The 23046-nt window shown below is 65.3% G+C and carries 21 protein-coding genes; 12 read left to right on the top strand and 9 right to left on the bottom strand.

What is annotated here, in order from left to right; genetic code table 11:
• Nucleotides 1-258 precede the first annotated feature (258 nt).
• Together ACOJB8_RS04165 and ACOJB8_RS04160 are read right to left on the bottom strand one after the other, a co-directional pair.
• Nucleotides 259-2328, bottom strand: coding sequence for an ATP-binding protein (locus ACOJB8_RS04165; RefSeq protein ID WP_475011104.1), 2070 nt, complete (start codon nucleotides 2326-2328; stop codon nucleotides 259-261).
• Nucleotides 2315-3829, bottom strand: a complete 1515-nt coding sequence (locus ACOJB8_RS04160; RefSeq protein ID WP_342949764.1) for an ATPase domain-containing protein — start codon at nucleotides 3827-3829, stop codon at nucleotides 2315-2317. Before ACOJB8_RS04160 ends, ACOJB8_RS04165 begins: the two co-directional genes overlap by 14 nt.
• A gap of 275 nt (nucleotides 3830-4104) precedes the next feature.
• Here ACOJB8_RS04160 and ACOJB8_RS04155 point away from each other — a divergent pair, with 275 nt between their 5' ends.
• Nucleotides 4105-4326, top strand: a complete 222-nt coding sequence (locus ACOJB8_RS04155; protein ID WP_069263088.1) for a dodecin family protein — start codon at nucleotides 4105-4107, stop codon at nucleotides 4324-4326.
• A gap of 72 nt (nucleotides 4327-4398) precedes the next feature.
• Here the strand turns inward: ACOJB8_RS04155 and ACOJB8_RS04150 are convergent, their stop codons facing one another.
• Together ACOJB8_RS04150 and ACOJB8_RS04145 are read right to left on the bottom strand one after the other, a co-directional pair.
• Nucleotides 4399-5442: a lysylphosphatidylglycerol synthase domain-containing protein gene (locus ACOJB8_RS04150; RefSeq protein WP_368683176.1), complete on the bottom strand. Its 1044-nt coding sequence runs from the start codon at nucleotides 5440-5442 to the stop codon at nucleotides 4399-4401.
• 131 nt (nucleotides 5443-5573) lie between these two features.
• Complete coding sequence (locus ACOJB8_RS04145; RefSeq protein WP_368602754.1) at nucleotides 5574-6179, bottom strand: hypothetical protein; 606 nt, start codon at nucleotides 6177-6179, stop codon at nucleotides 5574-5576.
• 189 nt (nucleotides 6180-6368) lie between these two features.
• On the opposite strand from ACOJB8_RS04145, the gene ACOJB8_RS04140 reads away from it, so the two are divergent.
• Nucleotides 6369-6668, top strand: coding sequence for a hypothetical protein (locus ACOJB8_RS04140; RefSeq protein ID WP_475011101.1), 300 nt, complete (start codon nucleotides 6369-6371; stop codon nucleotides 6666-6668).
• 97 nt (nucleotides 6669-6765) lie between these two features.
• Here ACOJB8_RS04140 and ACOJB8_RS04135 read toward each other — a convergent pair whose 3' ends face one another.
• Both ACOJB8_RS04135 and ACOJB8_RS04130 read right to left on the bottom strand, forming a co-directional pair.
• Nucleotides 6766-7071: a hypothetical protein gene (locus tag ACOJB8_RS04135; RefSeq protein WP_368618325.1), complete on the bottom strand. Its 306-nt coding sequence runs from the start codon at nucleotides 7069-7071 to the stop codon at nucleotides 6766-6768.
• Nucleotides 7072-7223: 152 nt separating this feature from the next.
• Nucleotides 7224-7463, bottom strand: coding sequence for a hypothetical protein (locus tag ACOJB8_RS04130; RefSeq protein ID WP_342949760.1), 240 nt, complete (start codon nucleotides 7461-7463; stop codon nucleotides 7224-7226).
• Between the two features lie 169 nt (nucleotides 7464-7632).
• Between ACOJB8_RS04130 and ACOJB8_RS04125 the strand changes: the two genes are divergently transcribed.
• The 3 genes from ACOJB8_RS04125 to ACOJB8_RS04115 all read left to right on the top strand — a co-directional run bounded on the left by ACOJB8_RS04125 (nucleotide 7633) and on the right by ACOJB8_RS04115 (nucleotide 10866).
• Nucleotides 7633-8466, top strand: a complete 834-nt coding sequence (locus tag ACOJB8_RS04125) for an alpha/beta hydrolase (protein ID WP_368618326.1) — start codon at nucleotides 7633-7635, stop codon at nucleotides 8464-8466.
• A gap of 81 nt (nucleotides 8467-8547) precedes the next feature.
• Nucleotides 8548-9438: an alpha/beta fold hydrolase gene (locus tag ACOJB8_RS04120; RefSeq protein WP_256094586.1), complete on the top strand. Its 891-nt coding sequence runs from the start codon at nucleotides 8548-8550 to the stop codon at nucleotides 9436-9438.
• A 15-nt stretch (nucleotides 9439-9453) separates the two neighbouring features.
• Nucleotides 9454-10866: a hypothetical protein gene (locus ACOJB8_RS04115; RefSeq protein ID WP_368618327.1), complete on the top strand. Its 1413-nt coding sequence runs from the start codon at nucleotides 9454-9456 to the stop codon at nucleotides 10864-10866.
• 38 nt (nucleotides 10867-10904) lie between these two features.
• On the opposite strand, the gene ACOJB8_RS04110 is transcribed toward ACOJB8_RS04115, so the two are convergent.
• Together ACOJB8_RS04110 and ACOJB8_RS04105 are read right to left on the bottom strand one after the other, a co-directional pair.
• The gene (locus tag ACOJB8_RS04110; protein ID WP_475011098.1) at nucleotides 10905-11195 is read right to left on the bottom strand and encodes a DUF4148 domain-containing protein; all 291 of its coding nucleotides are present in this window, start codon (nucleotides 11193-11195) and stop codon (nucleotides 10905-10907) included.
• A gap of 142 nt (nucleotides 11196-11337) precedes the next feature.
• Nucleotides 11338-11532, bottom strand: a complete 195-nt coding sequence (locus ACOJB8_RS04105; RefSeq protein ID WP_475011097.1) for a hypothetical protein — start codon at nucleotides 11530-11532, stop codon at nucleotides 11338-11340.
• A 329-nt stretch (nucleotides 11533-11861) separates the two neighbouring features.
• On the opposite strand from ACOJB8_RS04105, the gene ACOJB8_RS04100 reads away from it, so the two are divergent.
• Together ACOJB8_RS04100 and ACOJB8_RS04095 are read left to right on the top strand one after the other, a co-directional pair.
• Nucleotides 11862-12998, top strand: coding sequence for a glutathione-independent formaldehyde dehydrogenase (locus ACOJB8_RS04100; protein ID WP_475011096.1), 1137 nt, complete (start codon nucleotides 11862-11864; stop codon nucleotides 12996-12998).
• An 89-nt stretch (nucleotides 12999-13087) separates the two neighbouring features.
• Entirely contained in the window at nucleotides 13088-13951 is an 864-nt protein-coding gene (locus tag ACOJB8_RS04095; RefSeq protein ID WP_368602760.1) for an SDR family oxidoreductase, read from the top strand.
• Between the two features lie 14 nt (nucleotides 13952-13965).
• On the opposite strand, the gene ACOJB8_RS04090 is transcribed toward ACOJB8_RS04095, so the two are convergent.
• Nucleotides 13966-16656, bottom strand: a complete 2691-nt coding sequence (locus ACOJB8_RS04090) for an ATP-binding cassette domain-containing protein (protein WP_475011095.1) — start codon at nucleotides 16654-16656, stop codon at nucleotides 13966-13968.
• Between the two features lie 380 nt (nucleotides 16657-17036).
• Between ACOJB8_RS04090 and ACOJB8_RS04085 the strand changes: the two genes are divergently transcribed.
• The 5 genes from ACOJB8_RS04085 to ACOJB8_RS04065 are packed head-to-tail and all read left to right on the top strand — an operon-like array spanning nucleotide 17037 to nucleotide 23043.
• The gene (locus ACOJB8_RS04085; protein ID WP_475011094.1) at nucleotides 17037-18326 is read left to right on the top strand and encodes a glycosyltransferase; all 1290 of its coding nucleotides are present in this window, start codon (nucleotides 17037-17039) and stop codon (nucleotides 18324-18326) included.
• Nucleotides 18327-18338: 12 nt separating this feature from the next.
• Nucleotides 18339-18995: a D-glycero-alpha-D-manno-heptose-1,7-bisphosphate 7-phosphatase gene (locus ACOJB8_RS04080; protein ID WP_342949750.1), complete on the top strand. Its 657-nt coding sequence runs from the start codon at nucleotides 18339-18341 to the stop codon at nucleotides 18993-18995.
• On the top strand, nucleotides 18992-20191 hold the full coding sequence (locus tag ACOJB8_RS04075) for a glycosyltransferase family 9 protein (protein ID WP_475011093.1): 1200 nt from the start codon (nucleotides 18992-18994) through the stop codon (nucleotides 20189-20191). The genes ACOJB8_RS04080 and ACOJB8_RS04075 overlap by 4 nt, the downstream gene beginning before the upstream one ends.
• 36 nt (nucleotides 20192-20227) lie before the next feature.
• Nucleotides 20228-21985, top strand: coding sequence for a carbamoyltransferase family protein (locus tag ACOJB8_RS04070; RefSeq protein WP_475011092.1), 1758 nt, complete (start codon nucleotides 20228-20230; stop codon nucleotides 21983-21985).
• Nucleotides 21982-23043: a glycosyltransferase family 2 protein gene (locus ACOJB8_RS04065; RefSeq protein ID WP_475011091.1), complete on the top strand. Its 1062-nt coding sequence runs from the start codon at nucleotides 21982-21984 to the stop codon at nucleotides 23041-23043. The genes ACOJB8_RS04070 and ACOJB8_RS04065 overlap by 4 nt, the downstream gene beginning before the upstream one ends.
• Nucleotides 23044-23046 lie beyond the last annotated feature (3 nt).

Genomic DNA, 23046 nt, shown 5'->3' with positions numbered 1-23046 from the left:
GCCGCGGTTGCGTGCGAGAAGTGAACACCATGCGTTGACCACCGGCATCGCGGGGACGCGCGGGACAATCGAACCGAATGGGCAGGCGTAGCATCGATCGTCAATGAAGGCGACATTCGCTCAACGAGGGTGCAGTTCGATGTAGTCGCTGACGAGGAGGACCGACATAGCGTCAAGCAGGTTGGCGCCTGCTCGTCCAGCAATACGGCGGCGGTAGCGGCAGTCAACCAATACTGCCTGGAGACTGCCGTCGGACCCCTACCCGAAGGCCCTGGCCTTGGTGAGGGCCTTCGCTATTTCCGCGACGAGCTGATGTTGCTGATACGGCTTACGAAGCCTCTGAATTCCGACGTCGGCTCCCTGTGGAAGCTCTGCGTAGCCGGTAGCCAGGATCACAGGGAGTGTCGGGCGCAACTCGCGCGCGGCCAGCGCCAGCTCCAGGCCCGTCATCCGTGGCATCGAATAGTCGGTGAGCAGGAGATCGATCCTGCGTCCCGCCTTCAGGATCTCGAGTGCGGCGGCGCCCGAGTCGGCTTCGATCACCTCATGTCCCATATCCTGAAGGAGGTACGCGGTGCTCGTTGCGATCAGGGCATCGTCATCGACGAGAAGAATGCTCGCCTGGATCGGATCGATTACGCTGCCCTCGGGCTGCGCATCGTGCTGCAGATCAGGCATCGTGACACGTTGCGAGGTAACGGGCAGCCATAACTCTACCCGCGTGCCTCGTCCTGCTTCGCTCTCGAGGCGCAGGGCACCGTTCAGCTGCAGCGCGAGTCCGTGAATCATGGAAAGACCCAACCCTGTTCCCTTGCCGAGTTCTTTCGTTGTAAAGAACGGCTCGGTTGCTTTCGCAAGGGTGTCCGCATCCATGCCTTTCCCGGTATCAGCGACGATGATTCGGACATATTCGCCCGCGGGCAGTCCGTTGTCGCCCCGCGTTTGCACGTCATCGACCGCTATTGACAACGTCCCTCCCTCAGGCATCGCGTCGCGGGCGTTGACGACCAGATTCAGGATCGCGAGTTCGACCTGATTCCCATCGGCAAGGGTAAGCGGAATCCCCTCCGGCAATTTCAGCTCGAGCGCCACTCGCGGCCCTATCGACCGCTCCAGAAGATCGGTCATCCCCCGAACCACGGTCGGCAGGTGGGTCGGCTCGACCTTGAGATCCTGCTGCCGCGCGAAGGCCAGAAGGCGCTGCGTAAGGGCGGCGCCACGCTGGGCTCCCCTAAGCGCGCCGTCGATCAGTCGCGTTGCTCGAATGGCGTCCTGCGGCTGCTTGCGCAGCAGTTCGAGATTGGCCATGATGGCCATCAGCAGATTGTTGAAATCGTGGGCAACTCCGCCCGTCAACTGCCCGATCATTTCCATCTTCTGCACCTGGCGCAACAGCTCCTCTGCGCGCTCGCGCTGCCGCATCTCGTCCAGCACGAGTCGGTGGCTGCGCTCGAGCTCCGCAGTGCGCTGGGCAACCCTCGCCTCGAGCATGTCGTTGGCCTGTTGCAGGCTGTCTTCCGCTGCCTTGCGCATGGTGATATCGGATATCACCCCGACGAGCCGTGCGGTCTTTCGAGTGCCATCTCGAACCAGCCGCGCGCGCATGTCCGCCCAATGAACCGTCCCGTCCGGCCAGAGCGTACAGAGCTCGAGTGCGAAATCGCAGCCGGTTGCCAGGCTGCAGTCGATTGCGTCGGTCATCCGGGGCCTGTCGTCTCGACTGATGCCGGCAAGGAGATCGGAGTACGTGAAAGGCGCGCCTGACGCATGCCCGAAAATCGCGCGACACGCAGGCGAAACCACCAGTGCAAATGTCGACAGGTCCAGTTCCCATGAGCCCAGTTTCCCTGCTGTCAGGGCGGTGTGCAGGCGCGCTTCGCTTTCGCGCAGTTCATCCATACGCAGGCGCGCTTCGAATTGCCGCGCCCGGCCGCGCAGTGCTGTGCCAACCGCGCTGACGAACGTCCGCGGATGAAACGGGCGCTCGATGAATGTCGCGTTTCCCAGCGTCGCCGCGAGTCGGCTCAGTTCGGGGTCCTGATCGGGCGCGCCCCGGCGCTGTGTAAGGATGATGAACGGAAAGTCGGACCATGTGGGCTGCGCTGACACCCAGTTTCCGAGTGGCTTGAGGTCGGCGTTTCGCAGGCCCTCGTCGGTCACGATCGCGCAACAGATTCCCTCGTCCAGCATGGCGACGAAATGCTCGAGATCGCGACATACGAGCGCAAGAGCGCCTGCCTCTTTCAGGAGAGCCGTGGCAACGACAGCGTCTCGCCCAATAGGTGTAAAAACCAGTGTGGGACAGCGATTGAAATCAGGTGCTTTCATTACCAGCGGCGCCCGTCGGCATAAGCGGCCCTGAGTTACCCACAAACGTGGGTACACCGCGCAGGATGCCCTGGAAACTGTCGAGCGGTGCCCCGACGTTCAGACCGAATCGCCCAATGCGAAATTCCCGGATCGTCTCTTCGTGACGCCCGGTGCGTTTCTTGATGATCGACACCGCCCGCCGCACGCTTCCCAGCGCCTCGAAGTACCGCAGCAGGATGACCGTGTCGGCAAGGTACGTGACGTCGACGGGCGCTTTCATGTCGCCAACGAGCCCATGCTGCGCTACCGTCAGGAAAGTCGTCGCGCCTTGCCTGTTGAGGTATTGCAGCAATTCGTGGATATGAAGGACGAGCGCGTTCTCCTGCGGCATGGCGGCCTGGTAACCGTTGAGACTGTCGATGGCCACCGTTTTGGCCTCGGCGTGGTCAACGCAATCGCGGACGCGCTGGGCAAACTCGCCTGGCGAGAGTTCCGCGGCATCGACCTGCTCGACATGCAACCGGCCGGTCTCGCGCATCGCTTCAAGGTCGAAACCCAACGCGCGGGTCCGGTCGAAGAACAGTCCAAGTTCTTCGTCGAAGGCGAACAGTGCCGCCTTCTCGCCTCGAGCGACCGCAGCCGAAATGAACTGAAGCACAAAAATGCTTTTGCCGGTGCCGGCCGGTCCTAACACCAGGGTGCTCGAGCCCTGTTCGATGCCGCCGCCGAGAAGCGCATCGAGTTCCGCCACGCCGCTCGTCATTTGCTCGCGCGCAAACCGGGTGCGATGTTCCGCAGCAACGAGCCGGGGAAACACGGAAACACCTCCGCGTTTGATGGTGAAGTCGTGATACCCGCCACGGAACGCCTGCCCCCGGTACTTCGAAATCCTCAACCTGCGCCGCTCGGCTCCATAGTCGGGGGCAAGTTCTTCGAGCTTGATGACGCCGTGGGCGACGCTGTGTACGGTTTTGTCTGCGGCATCTGCAGTCAGGTCGTCGAGCAGCAGGACGGTCGCTCCTTGTCGCGAGAAGTAATGCTTGATGGCGAGCACCTGGCGGCGGTAACGCAGCGAGCTCTGCGCGAGCAGACGGATTTCCGAGAGGCTGTCCAGGACGACCCGCCTGGGCCGTACTCGCTCGAAAGCGTCAAAGATCAGGCGAGTCGTCTCGCCGAGCTCGAGATCGGACGAGTACAGCAGACTCTGCTGCTGATCCGCATCGAGCAGGCTCTCCGGGGGCACCACTTCGAAGACGGCGACGCGATCGCCCAGTTGCCAACCGTGGGACGCGGCGCCGTCGCGCAATTCCCGCTCCGTTTCGGACAGCGTGATGTAAAGGCCCTGATCGCCCGCCTCGGCACCTTCAAGCAGAAACCGCAGGGCGATGGTCGTTTTCCCCGTGCCGGGGCTGCCTTCGAGAAGGAAAAGGTTTCCCTGAGTCAGCCCTCCCGCCAGAACATCGTCCAGGCCGGGAACGCCAGTACGCACGACCCGCATGATTTTGGTCTCATCGTCCATCAGGCGCTCCTGACTGCTCGGTCTTTGACGCGATATTCCCGGATCGCGGGCGGTCTGCTCACTGTATCCGTCTCCATGCACTGACTGCGGCGCGCTACGTGCGCAAAACGCATGCCCGCCCTTCTTCCCCCGCCCCATGGAAGCAGCCGAAGGATATCTCGAAGCGAGTGCCAGCTTGCCGAGCAGCGGCCATGGAACGTGTCTGCCAGCGTATCCGCGAGGCACGCGGAATGCGCGTGGCAAGTCCATCGCCCATCTCAACACGGAGAAAGACCATGAGCAAAAGCACGGATTCCAGCGTCTATAAGGTGACGGAAATCATCGGCACGAGCACAACTTCCTGGGAGGAAGCCGCAAAAAATGCAGTGGAAACCGCAGCCGCGTCGTTGCGTGACCTGCGAATCGCCGAAGTCTGCAAACTCGACATCAAGATCGAAGACGGCAAGGTCGTTGAATATCGGACCCGGGTCTCCGTGTCCTTCAAATACGAGACCTGAGAAGATCGCAGGCGCGCGATTGCGCCCCGGGCGTCGTGAAGCAATCCGGAAGTGGCGCGCGCTTCGGTCCTTCTACTGCGCTTTGCGACGGGAAGCGCTTTGGCCGGAGTTCGCTGTCTCGCCGCCTGTTGCGGAACTGGCCGGCGCGCGTCGCTTGTCGCGCCATTCCGCGACTTGCCATGCGACGAGCCCGGGCACAAAGACGATGATGTCACGAAGCCTTCGCGCACCCGCAAGTGCGAGGCAAGTCTGCGGATTGAAACCGAGTACCGTCCCGATCAGCAAGAATCCCCCCTCCTGAACACCGAGTCCGCCAGGCACAAAGAACGCGACACTACTGAGCGCCTGGATGAGCGACTGGAGTGCGATCGCTTGCAGAAAGCTTCCTTTCGCCCCGAGAAAATAGAGCGCGAGCCAGAGTTCCAGCGCGGTTGCGATGCATTGAAGTGACTGCCAGATGAGCAGATAACGAATGATCATGCCGCGCTGACGCCAGAGATCGCTGATCGACTGATCGATGCGAACCGACTCGCCGACGAGCGAGCGGAACTTGCCGCTCGTGATGCGATTGAACAGTTTCGTCAGGCGAGCGAACGGACTCATGCGCTGCACGAACAAAAACGCGAGGAGCAGGACGGCAAGTATGGCGATACCTCCTCCGAGTCGCGCAGCGAGGTGCAACGCTCCGGCACCCGCATGTGCGATCAGATAGCCGATGGCTGCAATAGCAAAGAGCATCTCGCTGATCAGCGTTAGCTGAAGATCGACGACGAGGCTCGCCATCGCCGGGGCCGGCTGCATGCCCCATTTGCACATCATGCGGAACGTCACGACTTCACCGCCGACACGCGCAACGGGCAACGTACCGTTCACCGACTCCCGAATCCAGACGAGGCGCAGGACGCCCGACAGCGTTGGACGTCTCGCACCGCGCATCAACATTTGCCAGTTCCTTGCATTGGCGAGCATCGGCAGAACATGAGCGATCCCTGCAAGCGCGAGCCCGCCGCCGGCTGCGCGCATCAAACTGAGCACCGCTCGCGCATCGGCGTGCCAGACGAGCCAGACTGCGATGGCGAGGCCGGCGAGTGCGGCAATTCGGGGGAGATATTTCATGGGGACCTGTCACTGTGTCTGGCACGTCAGTGCGGCACAGCCGGGACGCGACGCTGCCCGAAGTCGTGCGTCACGCGGGATCGTTCGGCTACGAGCGCGAGCACTACGACGCGCCGCATCTCGACGATTCCCTACCGCAGGAGCTTCTCAGTGCCGCCGCCGCTCACAAGGGTTGCGTCCAGCCCGGAGACCAGTTCGTGGATCGAGCCAACTTCACGGATACGGGCGTCGGCGGATGTCTCCGCAGTCGACATCCGCTTGCCGCACTGCAGCATGAAGGTCGGCACCCACGGCGCGGCGCTGGCCATGCCGTCGATAGTGAGTGGGGCGTGCGACGCCCCGCGCTCCCGGTAAATGACAATCGCGCCGGCTTCCTGCGCCGCCATCACGCTTCGCAGCTCGAGGAGCGTGGTCGCTGAAATCGCGTGGTAGCCCTCCGCGCGAAGCAATACCGTCAACGATTTCCTGAGCAGTTCCGACTCGCTGAAAACGATGACGGTGATCGGACGACGACGCGTCGTTTGCCGGACTATCCCCCGGCTTCGTAGCCGAAGTTCGCACGAGAGCAAAATCACCCTGGCGAGATCGTAGGCTTTGCGCGCTTCGTGGGCCTGAGCCGAATCGACCGAATGGCGGCGTATGGCGCGCTCGAGTGCAGCAGACCTCGCGTCGAGGATTTCCAGGGCAAGGTCATATTCTCTCTCGAGCGAGCCGCCTTCAGGCTGGGAACTTGCCATGTCATCTCCCGCGACCCATTTCTTCGTGAGTGGCTACCGTAATTTTAGTAAATATTGCGAGCGAGACTCGCGCTCCGGGCGGCTACAACGGCGCGAGATTTGGTGTATTCCCCAGGCATCATTTCTATCTCCTCGATTTAACATTGATGCAATGCATCATCGAGTTGACCATGATGAGGGGGACAAAAAATGGTTTGCACGACCGACGACCTGCTGGTAGCCCTGCTGAATATCGATGCGGAGATCAAGGCGTGCATGGAGCGCCTTTCCGAGGTCGAACGCAGCACGGGCCACCACGCGGCAGCGTGGTCGACCGAGATTCGAACCGCCTTGCGAACCGACCTGGTTTTAATGAAGGAACGCCGCGAAGAATATTTTCTCCGGCTGAATGGCGCGCAGCCCGATCCGGCGCCCAGATCTGCATCATCGGTAAGTATCGATTCCCGCCCTGCGCGGCTGAGCGGCGCGAGAACCTGCGAGTGTCTGTGAGACGCCCCTGACAACGTCGGCATCGACTGCCACATCGAGCGTGAATCCGTCGTATTCGTCACTTCGATGCCTATCCGGCTCTGCGCGTCGCGTGCGATTAATCTTTCCGCGGCCCACGGTCATGGGCTGATTCGGGAGTGGACAGCACTGTCAAATTGAGCGCAGAGACTGTCATTTCGAGAGGTACTTTTCCGAGCGCAATCGCGATGTCTTCCGTACGCGACGGATCGGCTTCGATAATGTCGACTGTCATGAAATCCATGCCGTCATTGCGATCGGCATGGACATTCCAGCGAACGACCCTGGCACCGCTCTGTGCCAGGCATCGCCACACCGGGATGATTCTGAGCTTGCCCGGGGCAGCCCGAATTGTGAGCCTTTGCACAACCATTTCAGTACTCATGGTGTCACTCGTCCTGGCGGCGAAACGCTCGTATGTGGCTTGTATGAGCATATTCCAGCGGTGGCTCGCAAGTACAGAATGGACGTGTGTCCGTAAATCCATCCTTAAGGGCAACCGTCCCAGGCGGGCGCGAATGTCTTTCTGGTAGCGCCTTAGCGGCAAGGACCACCCCGATGGTTGCGGTCAATCCAGTCAATCGCTTGCAGCCTTGCAAGCGCCGCCATTTCATCCGGAGCACCCCGCATCTGCAGATCACCACTTGAGATGGGAATGCCGAGAGCCCTATGCGGATCGCTGGGCGTTAGCGTCCACTGCGCACCGAATGTATGACCGTCAACCGAAAATGGCGCAAAGTCGATTGTGAATCCGCGATAGATCAGTGAATAAGCCATTGCTCACACCTATGCGCATTTATCGAAAGGACGTTTGCAGAAGTCTGACTTCGGTTTCTGGAGCAGTGAATTATAGGTCGAGCCCTGAATTAGCTTTTTGTACGAAATCCGTTCTTTCCGGACATCGTGGCGAAGCCGCGGGAATGTTCGGTGCGCGATGAACGAGACCATGACCGCACCGCTATACATCGCCCTCGCTGTTGCCGCCGCCTTACTGATCTACGGTTGCGCCATGGCCTTGCTGTACTGGCTGCAAGGCCGTCTGATCTACCCGTCGGAGCGGCTGCAGCGCGGGCCGCTACGCCCGGACGCGCAGGGCCGCATCCGCCACGTGCGCGTGCATACCGCCGACGGCAACGAACTGGTTTGCGGCCACGCGGCACCGGCGGACCCCGCCCGCGCCACGGTCGTACTCTTTCATGGCAACGGAGAGGACCTCACCCAGCGAACGCACATCGCGCATGCGCTGCTCGACGCAGGCTACGGCGTCCTGCTTGCGGGCTATCGTGGTTACGGCGGCGCGCCCGGGCGTCCCAGCGAAGCGGGGCTCTACGCCGACGGCCGCGCTGCCATCGCATTCGCCGCGCGGCACTCGCGCGACGTCGTCCTCCATGGTTATTCGCTCGGCTCGGCCGTGGCAGTGCAGATCGCGACCGAACGCCCTCTCGCCGCGCTGTTGCTCGAAGCCCCGTTCACCAGCGTCGCCGATGTCGCCGCCGTGCACATGCGATGGCTGCCGCGCATCGTTCCCATGCGGTGGCTCGTGCGCGACCGCTATGACAATCTCGCCAAGATCGGCAGCGTGCGCGCCCCCATCCTCATTTACGGCGGCGACGCTGACCACGTCGTTCCCCCAGCGCAATTCTCACGGCTCTTCACGGCCGTCCGGGCGCCCCGGCGCTTTGCGATCATAGCGGGCGCCTCGCACGTCAATGCATGGGAGCGCGGAGGTCATGCTCACGTGTTGCGTTTTCTCGACGACGTGCTGGGCTCGCAGTCCTGATCCTGGTGGAACACGGTTTGCTGTTGTCACTGCGATAGCGCTCGGCGCCCGCAAGCGGTGAGCGCACAGGAGCGTGCTGCCGTGCTCATTTTTCTCATCGGCCTGTCGTGCGTCTGCGTTGTCGCCCTCGTGTCGATGACGCTTGCCTGGCGCAGGCTCAAGCAAACCGCTGCCATCGACCGAGGCAGCCGCCGCCGCGGCATCGAAGGCGCCTTCGTGCAGGCTGGGCCATACCGCATGTTCTATCGAGTCGCACGCTGCCACGCGCACGCGCCCCGCCGATTGCCAGTGGTGCTGGTCCACGGCCTCGTCGTCTCGAGCCGTTACATGGAACCGCTCGCGTACGCGCTCAAGCGCGACTTTGACGTGTTCGCGCCCGACCTGCCCGGCTTCGGCGAAAGCCCGCTCGCGCGGAGGCGCGACGCGCTGAGCCTCGCGCAACTCGCCGATGCGCTGCATTTGTGGCTCAACGCATGCGGCGTGAAACGAGCGATGTTCGTGGGCAACTCCTTCGGCTGCCAGGTCCTCGCCGATTTCGCAGTGCGCTACCCGCAGGCGGTGGATCGCCTCGTTCTGCAAGCACCCACACCGGACCCTCGCGCCCGCTCGCTGCCGCGCCAGGCGTGGCGCGACTGGATCAACGGACTGCGCGAGCGTCCCCACACGCCGGCGAAGGCCGGCCGGATCGACTACGCGAAGGCGGGATTGTGGCGCGCGTTTGCCACCATGCGCATGCTGGTGCGCGAGCCCGTCGACGAGCGGCTCCCGCGCATCGCTGCGCCCGCCCTTGTCGTCGTGGGCACGCGCGACCCCGTCGCGCCGCTCGGGTGGGGCGCGGAGGCCGCGCGCAAACTGCAGCACGGCAGGCTGATGACGATAGAAGGCGGCACGCACACACTCAATTACGCCGCGCCCAATGCGTTCGCGTTTGCGATCACACCGTTTCTCAAGGCCGGTGCCGTTGGCGTTTAGCAAGGGAGCACTTCAATGAACAAGCCGCCGCCGGGCATCGCCCGTTTCGATTCCGCCGCCGCCATGGCCCAGGCACTGGCGAGCATGTTGCACGGAAGACGTTTTTCGAGCCCCAGCCAGTCGCCCCTGCTCGACCGCCTCATGCCCGCAATCAATGCGCTGCCGAAACGCCAGCGCGAATGGGCCTATATCGTCGGCGGCATGAGCGAGGGCATCGATCCTCGCCGCGCGAAGAGCCTCGACGTCGAACGCATTGCGCAGTGGCTTGCCGACCTTTATCCGCAAGTCCCCCGCCGCTGCGCGTTTATCGGGTCGTCGAACGGTGCGATGATCCATCTCGCGGCCGCGCTGCGCGCACCCTGGCTGCCGCAAACCTTTCTATGCCCGGTCCGCGCGCCGTTCAGCGATCCCGATGATGCCCAGCGGGGCTTCGACACGAGCCGGCGCATCACGGAAGCCCTGCTCGCCGCCGACGATCGCATTGCCGTTCATCATATGCACGATCCCAACCAGGACCGTCTGATGTTGCATGGCATGCGCTATTTCCGGCTCAAGTTTCGACGCCTGCCGCTCGCGTTTCGCGAGTTCCTGCTCGGCAATCTCGAGCGCGGCGGGACCCTCTACGTGGTCAACTGCACGCGCGATTGGGCAGTCACCCGCACGAGCGAGCGTTCGGTGTTCCAGTTCGGCGCCACGGGTGGCGCGAGCGAAGACGAATATCTGCACGGCGGCGAGCGCGTGCGCGCGTTTCTCGCGCACTACGGCAGCGTGCGCACACGGTGGGACCCCCCGGCTCCCGACGCGCGCGCCCCGGAAGCCGAGTGGGGCTTCGACGCCGTTCTGCGCGACGATCTCGCCGAGCTGGCCGGGCCAATGCAATGGCGCATCGTCGAGATCCGGTTTGAGGAACCCGAAGCGCTGAGCTTCGCGACCGCGGCTGTTTATCGGCGCTGGTATCAGGAAAGCGTGATCGAGACGCGCCGCCTTCTCGTCGACTCTTTCATGCTGATGGATCCCCTCACGACGCTCGAGATTCACGCCATACCGTTCTGGCTGCTGTTCGGTGTCGAGCCCTCGGCCGACGCCCTGCAGCGCTTCCTCGACAGCACGCCCGCATTCGAGGACATCGACATGACGCTGTTCTCCCACGGCACGCAAAGCATCGGGCTCGCGCCGATCTCGCGCTGGCGAGCGCTGCTCGCCCACGCCGCTCACGAGGGGCGCTTCGCCGGCGTCGATAGCGAGCGCTACCCACGCGATTTCGCCACATTCGAGCGATACGGGCGGGCACTCGCGCAGTTGAAGCCGCGGCTCGGGCCGCCCTCGCCGCTCGAACCCGCGCACTTCGAAGCCTTGCTCGCCGAATTTGGCGAACCTTTCGGTGTGCAGTGCGAAACGACCACGCGCCCCGTGAGCGCCGAAATGTGACCTGGGGCGCAGGACCACGTCCACGCCACGAGTGTCATCTATTGGCTCGCGCTACCAGGCGTCGCCGCCTTTCTTTCGGCGTTCTGAATATCGTTCGGATAATTTGGATCGTTTCCCGCAGCCGGGTTATATCCATTTTCTTCGAGCTTCTTCAGTTCCGCGTTTCTTTGCGCTCGCGCCTGCTTGCGTGCTTCCTTGCGTTGCGCCTTCGATGTGCTCCCATTCGCTGACGCGTCAGGCGCGCTCGTCTGCGCGGCAGCTATGCCGGGCGCTAACGCGATCGAAAGCACCGTCATTGTCGTGACTAGCATGGAATGCGGCTTTGCCATCTCACTCTCCCTGAAAAGAATACGTCGACTGGCGGACGTCCCGAGGGCGCAACCATCGCACCCGGCCGCCTCGATTACGCCTGCAAAGGCGTTCTGCGTGACCACGCCCATGGTCCGCGATCAGCGCGCGGGGCACGCGATTTCAGGACGTCTTCTGCGTCGTTCCCGGTGGTATGGGATTCTTTTCCTGGGTGGACGGCAACTCGTTCTCAGACGCTTCGTGCTTGCTCTTCTCGCGCTCGTCGCACTTCTCCTGTCTCGTGCGTGCAGGCGGCGCAGTGTTGCGCCGCCCGGCTTCAGGCGATTGCGCGGGGCGCGTACCGGATTCATCTTTCATTGTCGACCTCCTTTCAGTATGGCGCGTCGTCCCGAACAGAAATTAGAGCGCTCTTCGGTCCGGTCGATCCAGTTCTCGATCAGGCTCGCCGTGGCGACGTGGTCCGGCTGTGTGCGCACCGGTTGTGCCTGGAGGCCGCTTCGCACTGGGGGGGCCGGCAGCGGCGTCGGAGCCCTCACGCCCACCGCTGCCGCTTGACATCCCTTGCCGCCGGCTCATGGGAACGGTCAATGCGCGTGCAACGGGCGGGCACGCATTCGCGATGAGGCGAGACATCGCGTGCGCCAGGCCAACTGCGCGCAACTCGCGCGCTTCCCGAGGAGAGTCACGTGAAAGCTGTCGTCTACGAAGGTCCGCGTAAAGTCACCGTTAAAGCCATGCCGGACGCAAAGATAGAGCACCCTACCGACGTGCTCGTCAAGATCACCAGCACCAATATCTGCGGCTCCGACCTCCATATGTACGAGGGACGCACCAGCATGGAAACCGGCCGCATCCTCGGCCACGAAAATCTGGGCGTGGTGATCGAGGTGGGTTCCGCCGTCGTGCGCGTGAAGGTGGGCGACCGCGTCTGCATGCCATTCAACATCGGCTGCGGGTTCTGCAAGAACTGCGAGCGCGGGCTCACCGGCTTTTGCCTGACGGCCAATCCGGGCATGGCGGGCGCGGCGTACGGCTTCGCCGACATGGGTCCGTACAGCGGCGGTCAGGCCGAACTGCTGCGCGTGCCGTTCGGCGACTTCAACTGCCTGCGCCTGCCGCCCGATGCCGAGGAAAAGGAGAACGACTACGTCCTCCTGTCCGACATCTTCCCGACCGGCTGGCATGCGACCGTGCTCGCGGGCGTGCAGCCCGGCGACAGTGTCGCCATTTATGGTGCGGGACCCGTCGGTCTCATGGCGGCGCTCTCGGCCCAGGTCCAGGGCGCAAGCAAAATCATGGTCGTCGATACCCACCCGGACCGTTTGCAACTGGCGGAAAAGCTCGGCGCGATTCCCGTCGACGACAGCGACGGCAACTCCGCGCAGCGCATCGTCGAAATGACCGGCGGCGAAGGCGCCGACCGCGGCTGCGAGTGCGTGGGGTATCAATGCACCTGTCACGGCCGCGAAGTACCGAACCTGACGATGAACAATCTCGTGAAGGCTGTGCGGCCGACGGGCGGCATCGGCGTGGTGGGCGTATTCGTGCCGAAGGATCCGGGCGCGCAGGACGAGTTGGCGAAGAAGGGGCAGTTGGCTTTCGACTTCGGCCAGCTGTGGATGAAGGGACAGCACATCGCCACGGGTCAGGCCAACGTGAAGGCGTATAACCGCAAGCTGCGCGATCTCATCGCGGCAGGCAAAGCGCGGCCCTCACAGATCATTTCGCATACCTTACCGCTCGGGCAAGCGCCCGATGCTTACCAGCAGTTCGACGCGCGCAACGAGGGCTGGACCAAGGTCGTGCTCAAGCCCGCCGACTGACCGGAGCCTCGCGGGGCGTGCGGCATATGTCTTGCGCTTCGCGCGGTACGCAGAAAACATGCAACGTCATTTCGAAGAGGTAAAGGACCATGAACGAACATCGCCCCGCCCCGCCCATGCCCGATCAGCAGCAGGACCGCACGCCCGGGCGCACCGCACCTATGGACCCGCAACCCGATCACGGCGAAAAGAGTTATCGCGGGTCGGGACGGCTTGCCGGCAAGGTCGCCCTCGTCACGGGCGGCGACAGCGGCATTGGCCGCGCGATATGCATCGCGTTTGCGCGCGAGGGCGCCGACGTGGCCATCGCGTACTACGACGAGCACGACGATGCGAAGGAAACGGCGCGCTGGGTGGAAGACGCCGGACGCCGCGCGCTCCTTCTGCCCGGCGACATCCGCGACCGTGCGTGGTGCCGCGAGCTCGTGAGCAAGACCGCGCGCGAGCTGGGCAAGCTCGACATACTCGTGAACAACGCCGCGTACCAGATGACGCACGAGTCGATCGAATCGATCAGCGACGAGGAATGGGATCGCACCTTCGATACCAATATCGGCGCCATGTTCCGCATTTCACGCGAGGCGGTCGCGCTCATGCAGCCGGGCGCTGCCATCATCAATACCGCGTCGATCAACGCGGACAAGCCCAAGCCCACACTGCTCGCCTATGCCGCCACGAAGGGCGCGATCCAGAACTTCACCGGCGGTCTCGCCCAACTCGTGGCCGGGCGCGGCATCCGTGTGAACTGCGTCGCGCCGGGGCCGATCTGGACACCGCTCATTCCGTCGACCATGCCGGCCGAAGACGTGCGCGACTTCGGCAAGGCGACGCCAATGGGGCGGCCAGGGCAACCTGCGGAGCTAGCCGGTGCGTATGTGCTGCTCGCGTCGCACGAGGGCAGCTACATCTCTGGCGCCACTGTTGCGGTGACGGGCGGCACGCCGCTCATCTAGACGGCGGGCCGGAGTCAGTGGCTGGCGCCGGCGCTTTCGTTACCGCCTTGCGTTGCCGCGACGATCGCGGCCAGCAGGGCCGGCACCGCAACTGGCTTGGTGAGCCGCGCGGCGAACAGGCTGCGTTCTTCGCCGGGGGAATCGGCACGCGCAACCTGGCCCGTCATGGCGATGGCAGGAAGCGCTTTGCCTGCATAGTCGCCGCGCGCTTCCATGTCTCGTAGCGCTGCGACGATTTGCGTTCCGTCTTCGCCGTCTAGCTGCAAGTCGCACAGCAGTACATCTGGCCACCTGGCGCGCGGCGTCTCGCGCAACCCGGCGAGCCATCGCGCACCGCTGCTTTCGAGCTGCACGATCGCCCCATGCAATGTGAGCGCAGCTTCCAGCGCATCGCGCGTTTGCTCTTCGTCGTCGAGCACGGCTATGCGCAGTCCAGCGAGTTCGCCGCCGCGCTCCGGGGTGCGCTCGGGCAGCAGCGCATGCAGCGGCAGCGCCACGGCGTAGCGCACGCGGCGGCCTTCGGGATCTAGCGTGAGACTCGCGCCCGCCTTGCGCAGCAGCGCTTCGATACGCGCGAGGGCGCTGTCGTCGAGCGGTGCGGGCCGCGCGCCGCCCGCCACGCCGAGCAAAACCGTATTGGCGCTGCGCCGCGCGGCCAGTTGCACGCCGCGCGTTTCTCGCGTGGCCCCTGCCGAGGTAACAGAAGCCGCGATCGACGCCGCATTCTGCACTTCGTTCTCCACGAGCAGCGTGAGGGCCACCAGCAACGCGTCGCCGTTCGCGACAGTGGCATAGAGCCCGTCGTCGGGTTGCGTGACGAGCCGCGCCGCCGCTTCGCCCAGCGAATCACGAACACGCTCGGCCACCCGTGCAAGCAGGTTCGCCACGTTCACGGGCGTCGTCACGAGCCGCCGCTCAGCGTGCTCGAGATCGTCCTGCTGCCATTGCATCGCCCACATCTTCGCGTACACGCCCTGGCGGGCGAGCAGCGCGTCGTGCCGCCCCTGTTCGACGATTCGGCCGTGCTCCATCACGAGGATCAGATCCGCGTCGACGATCGTCGAAAGACGATGCGCGATCACGATCGTCGTGCGCCCGTGGGCGAGGCGCTGTAGCTCGTTCTGGATCGCTCGCTCCGAGCGCGTATCGAGCGCCGAGGTCGCTTCGTCGAACACCATGATGCGCGGGTTCTTGAGAATCGCGCGTGCGATTGCGATGCGCTGCCGCTCTCCGCCCGACAGGCGCACGCCGCGCTCGCCCACACGCGTTTCGTAGTGGTCGGGCAGACGCTCGATCAACTCGTCGAGCTGGGCCGCGCGCGCGGCGCGCACGACATCCGCCCGGGTGGCGTCGGGCTGGCCGTAGGCGATGTTGTACGCGATGGTCTCGTTGAACAGCACCGTGTCTTGCGGCACGATGCCGATCGCTTCGCGCAGGCTGGACTGCGTGGCGTGCGCAATATCGTGGCCGTCGATGGAGATGGTCCCGCGCTGAGGCTGATAGAAGCGGAAAAGCAGCCGGATCAGCGTGGATTTACCTGAGCCGCTGCCGCCCACCACGGCAACGGTGCGCCCTGGCTCGGCCAGGAACCCCACATCGTGCAGCAGGGGCCGCCCCGCGTCGTAGCCGAAATCGACGTGCCGGAATGCCACCTCGCCTTCGCGCACGACTAGCGCGCTCGCTCCGGGCATGTCCTCATCCTCGCCCGGCGTGCCGCGCGCACAGAGGATGGCGAAGAGCCGCTCGACATCGACGAACGCATCGTTGGCCTCGCGAAACACGAAGCCGAGTGTATTGAGCGGTGCGCACACCTGAATGATGTACGCGTTGATGAGGATGAGGTCGCCCACCGTCATCGCGCGAGTCAGCACGTTCTGCACGGCGATCACCATCACCGCCGCAATACCTGCCGCCACCACGCCGCTCTGGCCCACGTGCAGCACGGTCAGCGCGCGCTGATTCGCCGTGCGCGCAAGGACCCAGTCGTCGAGCACGGTGCGCAGCCGAGCGACTTCGTGCTGCTCCGTCGAAAAGTACTTCACCGTGTCGTGATTGAGCAGGCTGTCGACGAGCCGGCCGTCCGCCTGCGCCTCCAGCGAGTTCACCGCGCGCTGGAACGCGAGCCGGCGGCGGGTGTAAATCGCGGTCCATGTCCCATAGCACGCAAAGGTCCCGGCGATGGCGAGCACAAAGGCGTTGTCGTAGTGCGACGCGACGATCGCCACGACCACGGCGATTTCGAACATCGTGGGCAGCACTGAAAAGAGCGCGGTGCCAAGCAGGAAGCCCAGACCATCCGCGCCCTTCTGGACGTCCCGCACGATCGCACCCGTTTCGCGCTGCGCATGAAAGCGCGCGCCCAGCCGGTGCAGCTGAGCGAACGTGCGTTCGCGCAGCGTGGCCACTGCGCGTTGCACGACGATGCTGAACGCCACATCGCGTGCCTCGCCGAGCGCGTCCGACAGGAAGCGCAGCAGCGCATAGACGATCGCGAGCAGCGCCGGCAGCGCCGCCAACGAGTGAATGTGGCCGAGATCGTCGATCAGATGCTTGAGCGCGATCGGCACCGAAATGGCACCGAGGCGCGCCAGAATCATCAATGACGCCGCCGCTGCGCTCGCGCTGCGGTGCCGCCACAGCGCTTCGCCGAGCGTGCGCAGGATGCGCGAGCGCACGGCGCGCCGGCTGGGCGTTGCTCCATTCATCGCGCGGCTGCCCCCAAAGTGATACTGAAGCGGACCGTTGCGCAATCGACGCTCCCGCGGCGCGCAGCCCGCCGACAACGCCCGGGGCGTTGTCGAAACGTCTTGCCGCCCGGTGTAAAAGCGCGTCGCCTCTTTGGCAGATGCGTTTTGGTATTCGTCACGGCTGAGCTGCGCCGATGCGGAAGGTCCACAGATGCCCGTTTCGAGCAATACACGCGAGGTTCGCGCACCGCGCCGCCCCCGGTTCCTGTGCACGTCCAATCAACGGCACAGCAAATGCGCTTACGCCGTTGCACCGGGTGCAACATTCGAGCAGTTCTTTCCGCGCCCCCTTTGAACGCGACACACAGCTCGCCATCCACTTCTCGCGAGGACACGTCATGAAAATCGCACTCGTCAGTGAACACGCGTCGCCGCTCGCCGTGGCGGGCGGCGTCGATACCGGCGGACAGAACATCTACGTCGCGCATGTCGCGCGTCAACTCCAGCGCGCCGGACATCAGGTCGACGTCTTCACGCGGCGCGACCGCGCCTTGCTGCCGCCCATTCTGGAGATGGACGGCGTACGCGTGATTCACGTCCCCGCCGGGCCGCCCATGCAGCTGCCCAAGGAACTACTGCTGCCCCACATGCCCCGGTTCGCCGAGTTTCTCGTGGACTTTTGCCGCGCCGAAAGGCGTCCCTACGACGTCATTCACGCCAACTTCTTCATGTCGGGCCTGGCGGCGCTCGCGGTCAAGGACGCGCTTCATGTGCCGCTCGTCATGACGTTCCATGCGCTCGGACGCGTGCGGCGCCTCCACCAGGGTGCGAACGACGGCTTTCCCGATGAGCGCTTCGCGATCGAAGACGAGCTCGTGCGACGCGCGGACTGTATCGTTGCCGAGTGTCCGGCCGATGAAGCCGATCTCGTCGAGCACTATCGCGCCGACCCCGCGCGGATTGCCGTCATTGCCTGCGGCTTCGATCCCGACGAGTTCTCGCCCGTGGACCGCCGGCAGGCGCGCCGCCGACTGGGCTGGGCCGCCGGCGAATTCTGCGTGCTGCAACTCGGCCGCCTCGTGGAGCGCAAGGGCATCGACAACGTCGTGCGCGGTGTGGCCGCGCTCGAGGCGCGCCACGGCGTGAAAGCCCGGCTCTACGTCGTGGGCGGCGACGCGCAAACGCCCAACGAAATCGCCACACCCGAGATCGCCCGCCTGCGCGGCATTGCGCACCGCTGCGGGATCGAGCCGCGCGTGACCTTCGTGGGCCGCCGCGAGCGCTCGCAGTTGCGCGACTTCTATAGCGCCGCCGACGTCTTCGTGACCACGCCGTGGTACGAGCCGTTCGGCATCACACCCGTGGAGGCAATGGCGTGCGCCACGCCCGTAATCGGGGCGGATGTGGGTGGTATTCGCCATTCGGTGCGTCACGGCGAAACGGGCTGGCTCGTGCCGCCGCGCGACCCCCAGGCGCTCGCCGAGCGCCTGTTCGCCATTCATGGCGACCCCGTACACGCCCGCGCGATGGGCGAAGCGGGACGCAAGCGAGCCCAGACGTACTTCACGTGGCGGCAGATCGGTCTCGAACTCGAAGACGTCTATGCGCAGCTTGCCGGAGTGCGCCTCGACACGCGCGAGGACGCGAGGGAAAGCACCCAGGGCCGCGTGCTGCGCGCCGTGGGTTGAGGAGCGAACCGTATGCTGAACCGAACCACCGGGCCCCGAGGGTTGCTCGCTACCCGCCCAGCGGTGTTCCTGGACAAGGACGGCACGCTGCTCGAAGACGTGCCGTACAACGTCGAGCCCTCGCGTATGCGTTTTGCCCCGGGCGCCGCGCAGGCGCTCACGCTGCTCGCGCGAACGCCACTACCGCTATTCGTGGTGAGCAACCAGCGCGGCGTTGCGCTGGGGCGCTTCGCGCACGCGGCGCTCGGCGACGTGGAGGCGCAATTGCGCCGCATGTTCGCCGGCTGCGGCGCCACGCTGCAGGCTGCGTACTGGTGCCCGCACGACCCGCTCGGCCATGTGGCGCCCTATGCGTGCAACTGCACCTGTCGCAAGCCTGCGCCCGGCATGCTGCTGCGCGCGAGCCGCGAGCATGGCATCGACCTCGCGCGCAGCTGGATGGTCGGCGACATCCTCGACGACGTGGAAGCGGGCAATCGCGCAGGTTGCCGCGCGATCCTCGCCGATTGCGGCAACGAGACCGAGTGGCAAAGCGCGCCGGCGCGCCTGCCCTACGCGATCGTTGCGGATCTGCACGAGGCGGCGCAGGTGATCGTGGAGCGTTACGAGCACGAACGGCGCGTGCGGGCGGCAACGCGCCACGGTGCACAGGAGGAGGCGCTGCGATGAACGGAACCGCCTTTGCGATCGCGCCGCGCGATGCGCACGCGCGCTCGCCCCGCCGCCAGCCTGCAAGCGAGCCCTGGGGGGCCGAGGTCCAGCGTATTCTCTGCGTGCGCCTCGATCAACTAGGCGACGTGCTGATGACCACGCCCGCAATGCACGCGCTGCGCGAAAGCGCGCCGCGCCGTCATATCACGCTGCTGACTTCGGCCGCAGGCGCGGCCATGGCGCCCTATCTGCCCGACGTGGACGACGTCATCGAATACGACGCGCCGTGGGCCAACGGCGCTCACGCATCGGCCAAAGGACACGCCGACGGCGCGGGCAACGAAGACGCCGTGCTCGCGCGCGTGCGCGCCGGACGCTTCGACGCCGCGGCGATCTTCACGGTCTACAGCCAGAATCCGCTGCCGGCCGCAACGCTGTGCTTCTTCGCGGGAATCGAGCGGCGTCTCGCGCATTGCCGCGAGAATCCTTACGCATTGCTGACTAACTGGCTGCCGGAGCGCGAGCCGCAGACGGACGTGCGCCACGAAGTCGAGCGGCAACTCGCGCTCGTGCGCAGCGTGGGCGCCGATCTCGCCGACCCGGCCGATTCACGCATGCGCATGAGCGTGGACCCCGCCGCGCGCATCACGCTCGCGCAGAAGCTGCGCATGTATGGCGTCGATCCGGCCGAGCCTTGCATCGTCGTGCATGCGGGCGCGAGCGCGCCTTCGCGGCGGTATCCCCCGGCGCTCTTCGCCGAAGCGCTCGATCTGCTCGCGCCCACAGTGCGTTGCCCGTTCCTGCTCACCGGAAGCCTCGGGGAAAGCGCGTTGACGCGCGACGTGATGCGTTTCTCGCGTTCTCCGGGCAGCACGCGTCTGGTCGATCTCGCGGGAGCGCTCACGCTCGCCGAATTGATCGCATTGCTCGACCAGGCTTCACTGCTCATCGCCAACAACAGCGGGCCGGCGCATCTGGCCGCCGCGCTCGGCAAACCCGTGGTCGATCTCTACGCGCTCACGAATCCGCAGCACTCGCCGTGGATGACGCCGCACCGCCTGCTCTATCGCGACGTGGCGTGCCGATGGTGCTATCGCGGCGAGTGCCCCGAAGGCCACCACGCCTGCCTGCGCGGCGTGCCCCCGGGCGACGTCGCGCGAGCGGCGCGCGAACTGCTCGAGGAAGCCGGCGCGCTCGTGCCGCAGCCCGCCTGACCCCTGCAACCCACCGCCCGCAACGGGAGCCCGTTCATGTACACACTCGGAATCAATGCCGTTTATCACGACAGCGCCGCGGCGCTGGTCCATGACGGCGTGGTGATCGCCGCCGCCGAAGACGAGCGCTTCACGCACGTCAAGCACGCCAAGCGTCCCGTGCCGTTCTCGACATGGCAACTGCCCTTCGACGCCATCGACGCCTGCCTCAGGGAAGCCGGCATCACGCTAGCCGACGTCGATCACGTTGCCTACTCCTACGACCCGGCTCTCTTTCCGGATATGCCGACCCGGCCCGGCGCGACCATCGCGTTGCCACTCGACCCCTCGCGCGCGCGCATGGAAGCCAACGCGTCGCCATGGGACCCGCTCTTTCTCAGCTATATCGTGAACGCGAAGGCGCAGTTGCTGGACGGCGCGCCGCATCATCTGCGCAAGCGCTTTGCGGGCGTGGACCGCGAAAACGGCTTCGTCTGGCATAACGTCGAGCACCACCTCGCTCACGAAGCGAGCGCGTTTCTCGCAAGCCCCTTCGACGCATGCGCCGTTTTGACCATGGACGGTCGCGGCGAAGGCGTCACCACGAGCCTCGGCGAATTTCGCGACGGCAAGTACAAGCGCATCACCCAGGTGGAGTTGCCGCATTCGCTCGGACTCCTCTACGAAGCCGTGACAGGCTGGCTCGGCTTCCTGCATTCTTCCGACGAGTACAAGGTCATGGCCCTCGCCTCGTTTGGCGAACCGGCCTATGCCGACCAGTTCCGCGAAATCGTGCAGTACAACGGCAATGGCCACTACACCGTCGCCGACCCGCGCCTCGTGGACCGCTTCGGCGTGCCGCGCGAACGCGGCGGCCCGCTGGAGCAGCGGCATTTCGATATCGCCGCCTCGCTGCAACTCGTGCTGGAAGAAACGGTGCTGGAGATGGCGCGCTGGCTCCATACGCGCACGGGACTGCCGAAGCTGTGCATGGCGGGCGGCGTAGCGCTGAACTGCGTGATGAACTCGTATGTGCGAGATAACGGCCCGTTCGACGACATCTGGGTGCAGCCCGCCGCGGGCGACGCAGGCACCGCGCTCGGCGCGGCGCTCTGGACCGACTACCGCTTGCGCAGCGAGGCGGCGCAAGCCGCAGGCGAACGCGCGGAACGCCGCTGGCAGATGGACCACGCCTACCTCGGGCCGGCGTTCGACGACGAGACCATCGAGCAGTTCCTGCGCTGGTCGAAAACGCCCTACCGGCGGCTCGACAACATCGCCGAGGAAGCCGCGCAACTGCTCGCCGACGGCGATGTGATCGGCTGGTATCAGGGCCGCACGGAGTTCGGCCCGCGTGCGCTCGGCGCCCGTTCGATACTCGCTTCGCCCGTCGATCCCGGCATGCAGGCGAAGCTCAACGAGATCAAGGACCGCGAGGACTTTCGGCCGGTCGCGCCGGTCGTGTTGGAAGAGCGCGCCGCGCAATGGTTCGTGGGCGCGAGGCGCGCGCCGTTCATGCTGTTCATCTTCGACGTGCAGCCCGGGAAGGCCGAACGCATTCCCGCCGTGCGCCACGTGGACGGCACCGCGCGCATTCAGACCGTCAACCGCGACCAGCATCCGCTCTACTACGACCTGATCGCGGCGTTCGAACGGCGCACCGGCGTGCCGGTGCTCGTCAACACGTCGTTCAACACCCGCGGCGAGCCGATGGTCAACTCGCCGCGCGACGCGCTCGAATCGTTCTGGACCTCGCCGCTCGATGCGCTCGTGATCGGCCCCTTCCTCGTGCGCAAGAGCGAGGCACGCGCATGAGACCCGCCGACGTCGAGTTGCGCGAGCCGCGGCCCATCGGCGCGGAGGAACCCCAGTTCGATGGCTATGCGGGCGCATTGCTCGAACACCTCCGCATTGCCGTGGTCGTGCCGACGTACCATCGCGCGACGCTGCTCGGACAGTGCCTCACCGCGCTGTGCGCGCAGGATCTCTCGCCTGACGACTATGAAATCGTCGTCTGCGACGACGGACCGGACGACGAGACGCGCGCGACGGTGGAACGCATGGCGGCGATGCAAGCCCCCCGCGGGCTGGCGATCCGTTACGTGCCGGTGCGCGCCACCCAAGGGCCGGCCGCGGCGCGCAATGCGGGCTGGCGCGCGGCGCGCGCGCCGCTCATCGCGTTCACCGACGACGACACGATTGCCGACCCCGGCTGGCTGCGCGCGGGGCTCGCCGCGCTCGCGCACGCGCAAGCCGCCGCGGGCCGCATCGTCGTACCGCTGGGCGTGGCACCGAGCGATTATGAGCGCGACGCAAGCGGCCTTGCGCACGCCGAATTCGCTACGGCCAATGCGTTCGTGCAGCGCGCGACGCTCTCGCAGATCGGCGGCTTCGACGAGCGCTTCACAGCGGCGTGGCGCGAGGATTCGGACCTGCAGTTCGCATTGCTGCAGGCGGGCGCGAGTGTAGTACGCGCCGACGATGCCGTGGTCGTGCACCCTGTGCGTCCCGCGCGCTGGGGTGTGAGTCTCGCGCAGCAGCGCAAGAGCCGCTTCGAGGCGCTGTTGTTCCGCAAGCATCCGGCGCTGTATCGCGAGCGCATCGGGGCGGGGCCGCCGCTCCTTTACTACGCGGTGCTGATCAGCGTACTCGTGCTGCTAGCTTCTCTCGCCTGGGGTCAGCCCAGGGTCGCCCTGGCTGCGTTCGCCGCATGGATCGCCTGCACCGCTGCGTTCTGCGTACGCCGCTTGCGCGGCACGCGTCGCGACGCGCTCCATGTAGCCGAAATGATCTGGACGTCGCTGTGGATTCCGTTTCTTTCGATTTTCTGGCGGCTCCAGGGAGCCGCCAGTTACCGCGTGTGGTTCCTCTAACGG

The sequence above is a fragment of the Paraburkholderia sp. BR10141 genome (genome assembly GCF_056155635.1).
The sequence above is the reverse complement of the archived record's forward strand: the minus strand, read 5'-3'. Positions and strand labels throughout refer to the sequence as shown.

Coding starts and splice junctions, on each gene's coding strand:
- ACOJB8_RS04165 (WP_475011104.1), bottom strand. CDS start 2,328: ATGAAAGCACCTGATTTCAATCGCTGTCCCACACTGGTTTTTACACCT.
- ACOJB8_RS04160 (WP_342949764.1), bottom strand. CDS start 3,829: ATGGACGATGAGACCAAAATCATGCGGGTCGTGCGTACTGGCGTTCCC.
- ACOJB8_RS04155 (WP_069263088.1), top strand. CDS start 4,105: ATGAGCAAAAGCACGGATTCCAGCGTCTATAAGGTGACGGAAATCATC.
- ACOJB8_RS04150 (WP_368683176.1), bottom strand. CDS start 5,442: ATGAAATATCTCCCCCGAATTGCCGCACTCGCCGGCCTCGCCATCGCA.
- ACOJB8_RS04145 (WP_368602754.1), bottom strand. CDS start 6,179: ATGGCAAGTTCCCAGCCTGAAGGCGGCTCGCTCGAGAGAGAATATGAC.
- ACOJB8_RS04140 (WP_475011101.1), top strand. CDS start 6,369: ATGGTTTGCACGACCGACGACCTGCTGGTAGCCCTGCTGAATATCGAT.
- ACOJB8_RS04135 (WP_368618325.1), bottom strand. CDS start 7,071: ATGAGTACTGAAATGGTTGTGCAAAGGCTCACAATTCGGGCTGCCCCG.
- ACOJB8_RS04130 (WP_342949760.1), bottom strand. CDS start 7,463: ATGGCTTATTCACTGATCTATCGCGGATTCACAATCGACTTTGCGCCA.
- ACOJB8_RS04125 (WP_368618326.1), top strand. CDS start 7,633: ATGACCGCACCGCTATACATCGCCCTCGCTGTTGCCGCCGCCTTACTG.
- ACOJB8_RS04115 (WP_368618327.1), top strand. CDS start 9,454: ATGAACAAGCCGCCGCCGGGCATCGCCCGTTTCGATTCCGCCGCCGCC.
- ACOJB8_RS04110 (WP_475011098.1), bottom strand. CDS start 11,195: ATGGCAAAGCCGCATTCCATGCTAGTCACGACAATGACGGTGCTTTCG.
- ACOJB8_RS04105 (WP_475011097.1), bottom strand. CDS start 11,532: ATGAAAGATGAATCCGGTACGCGCCCCGCGCAATCGCCTGAAGCCGGG.
- ACOJB8_RS04095 (WP_368602760.1), top strand. CDS start 13,088: ATGAACGAACATCGCCCCGCCCCGCCCATGCCCGATCAGCAGCAGGAC.
- ACOJB8_RS04090 (WP_475011095.1), bottom strand. CDS start 16,656: ATGAATGGAGCAACGCCCAGCCGGCGCGCCGTGCGCTCGCGCATCCTG.
- ACOJB8_RS04085 (WP_475011094.1), top strand. CDS start 17,037: ATGAAAATCGCACTCGTCAGTGAACACGCGTCGCCGCTCGCCGTGGCG.
- ACOJB8_RS04080 (WP_342949750.1), top strand. CDS start 18,339: ATGCTGAACCGAACCACCGGGCCCCGAGGGTTGCTCGCTACCCGCCCA.
- ACOJB8_RS04075 (WP_475011093.1), top strand. CDS start 18,992: ATGAACGGAACCGCCTTTGCGATCGCGCCGCGCGATGCGCACGCGCGC.
- ACOJB8_RS04070 (WP_475011092.1), top strand. CDS start 20,228: ATGTACACACTCGGAATCAATGCCGTTTATCACGACAGCGCCGCGGCG.
- ACOJB8_RS04065 (WP_475011091.1), top strand. CDS start 21,982: ATGAGACCCGCCGACGTCGAGTTGCGCGAGCCGCGGCCCATCGGCGCG.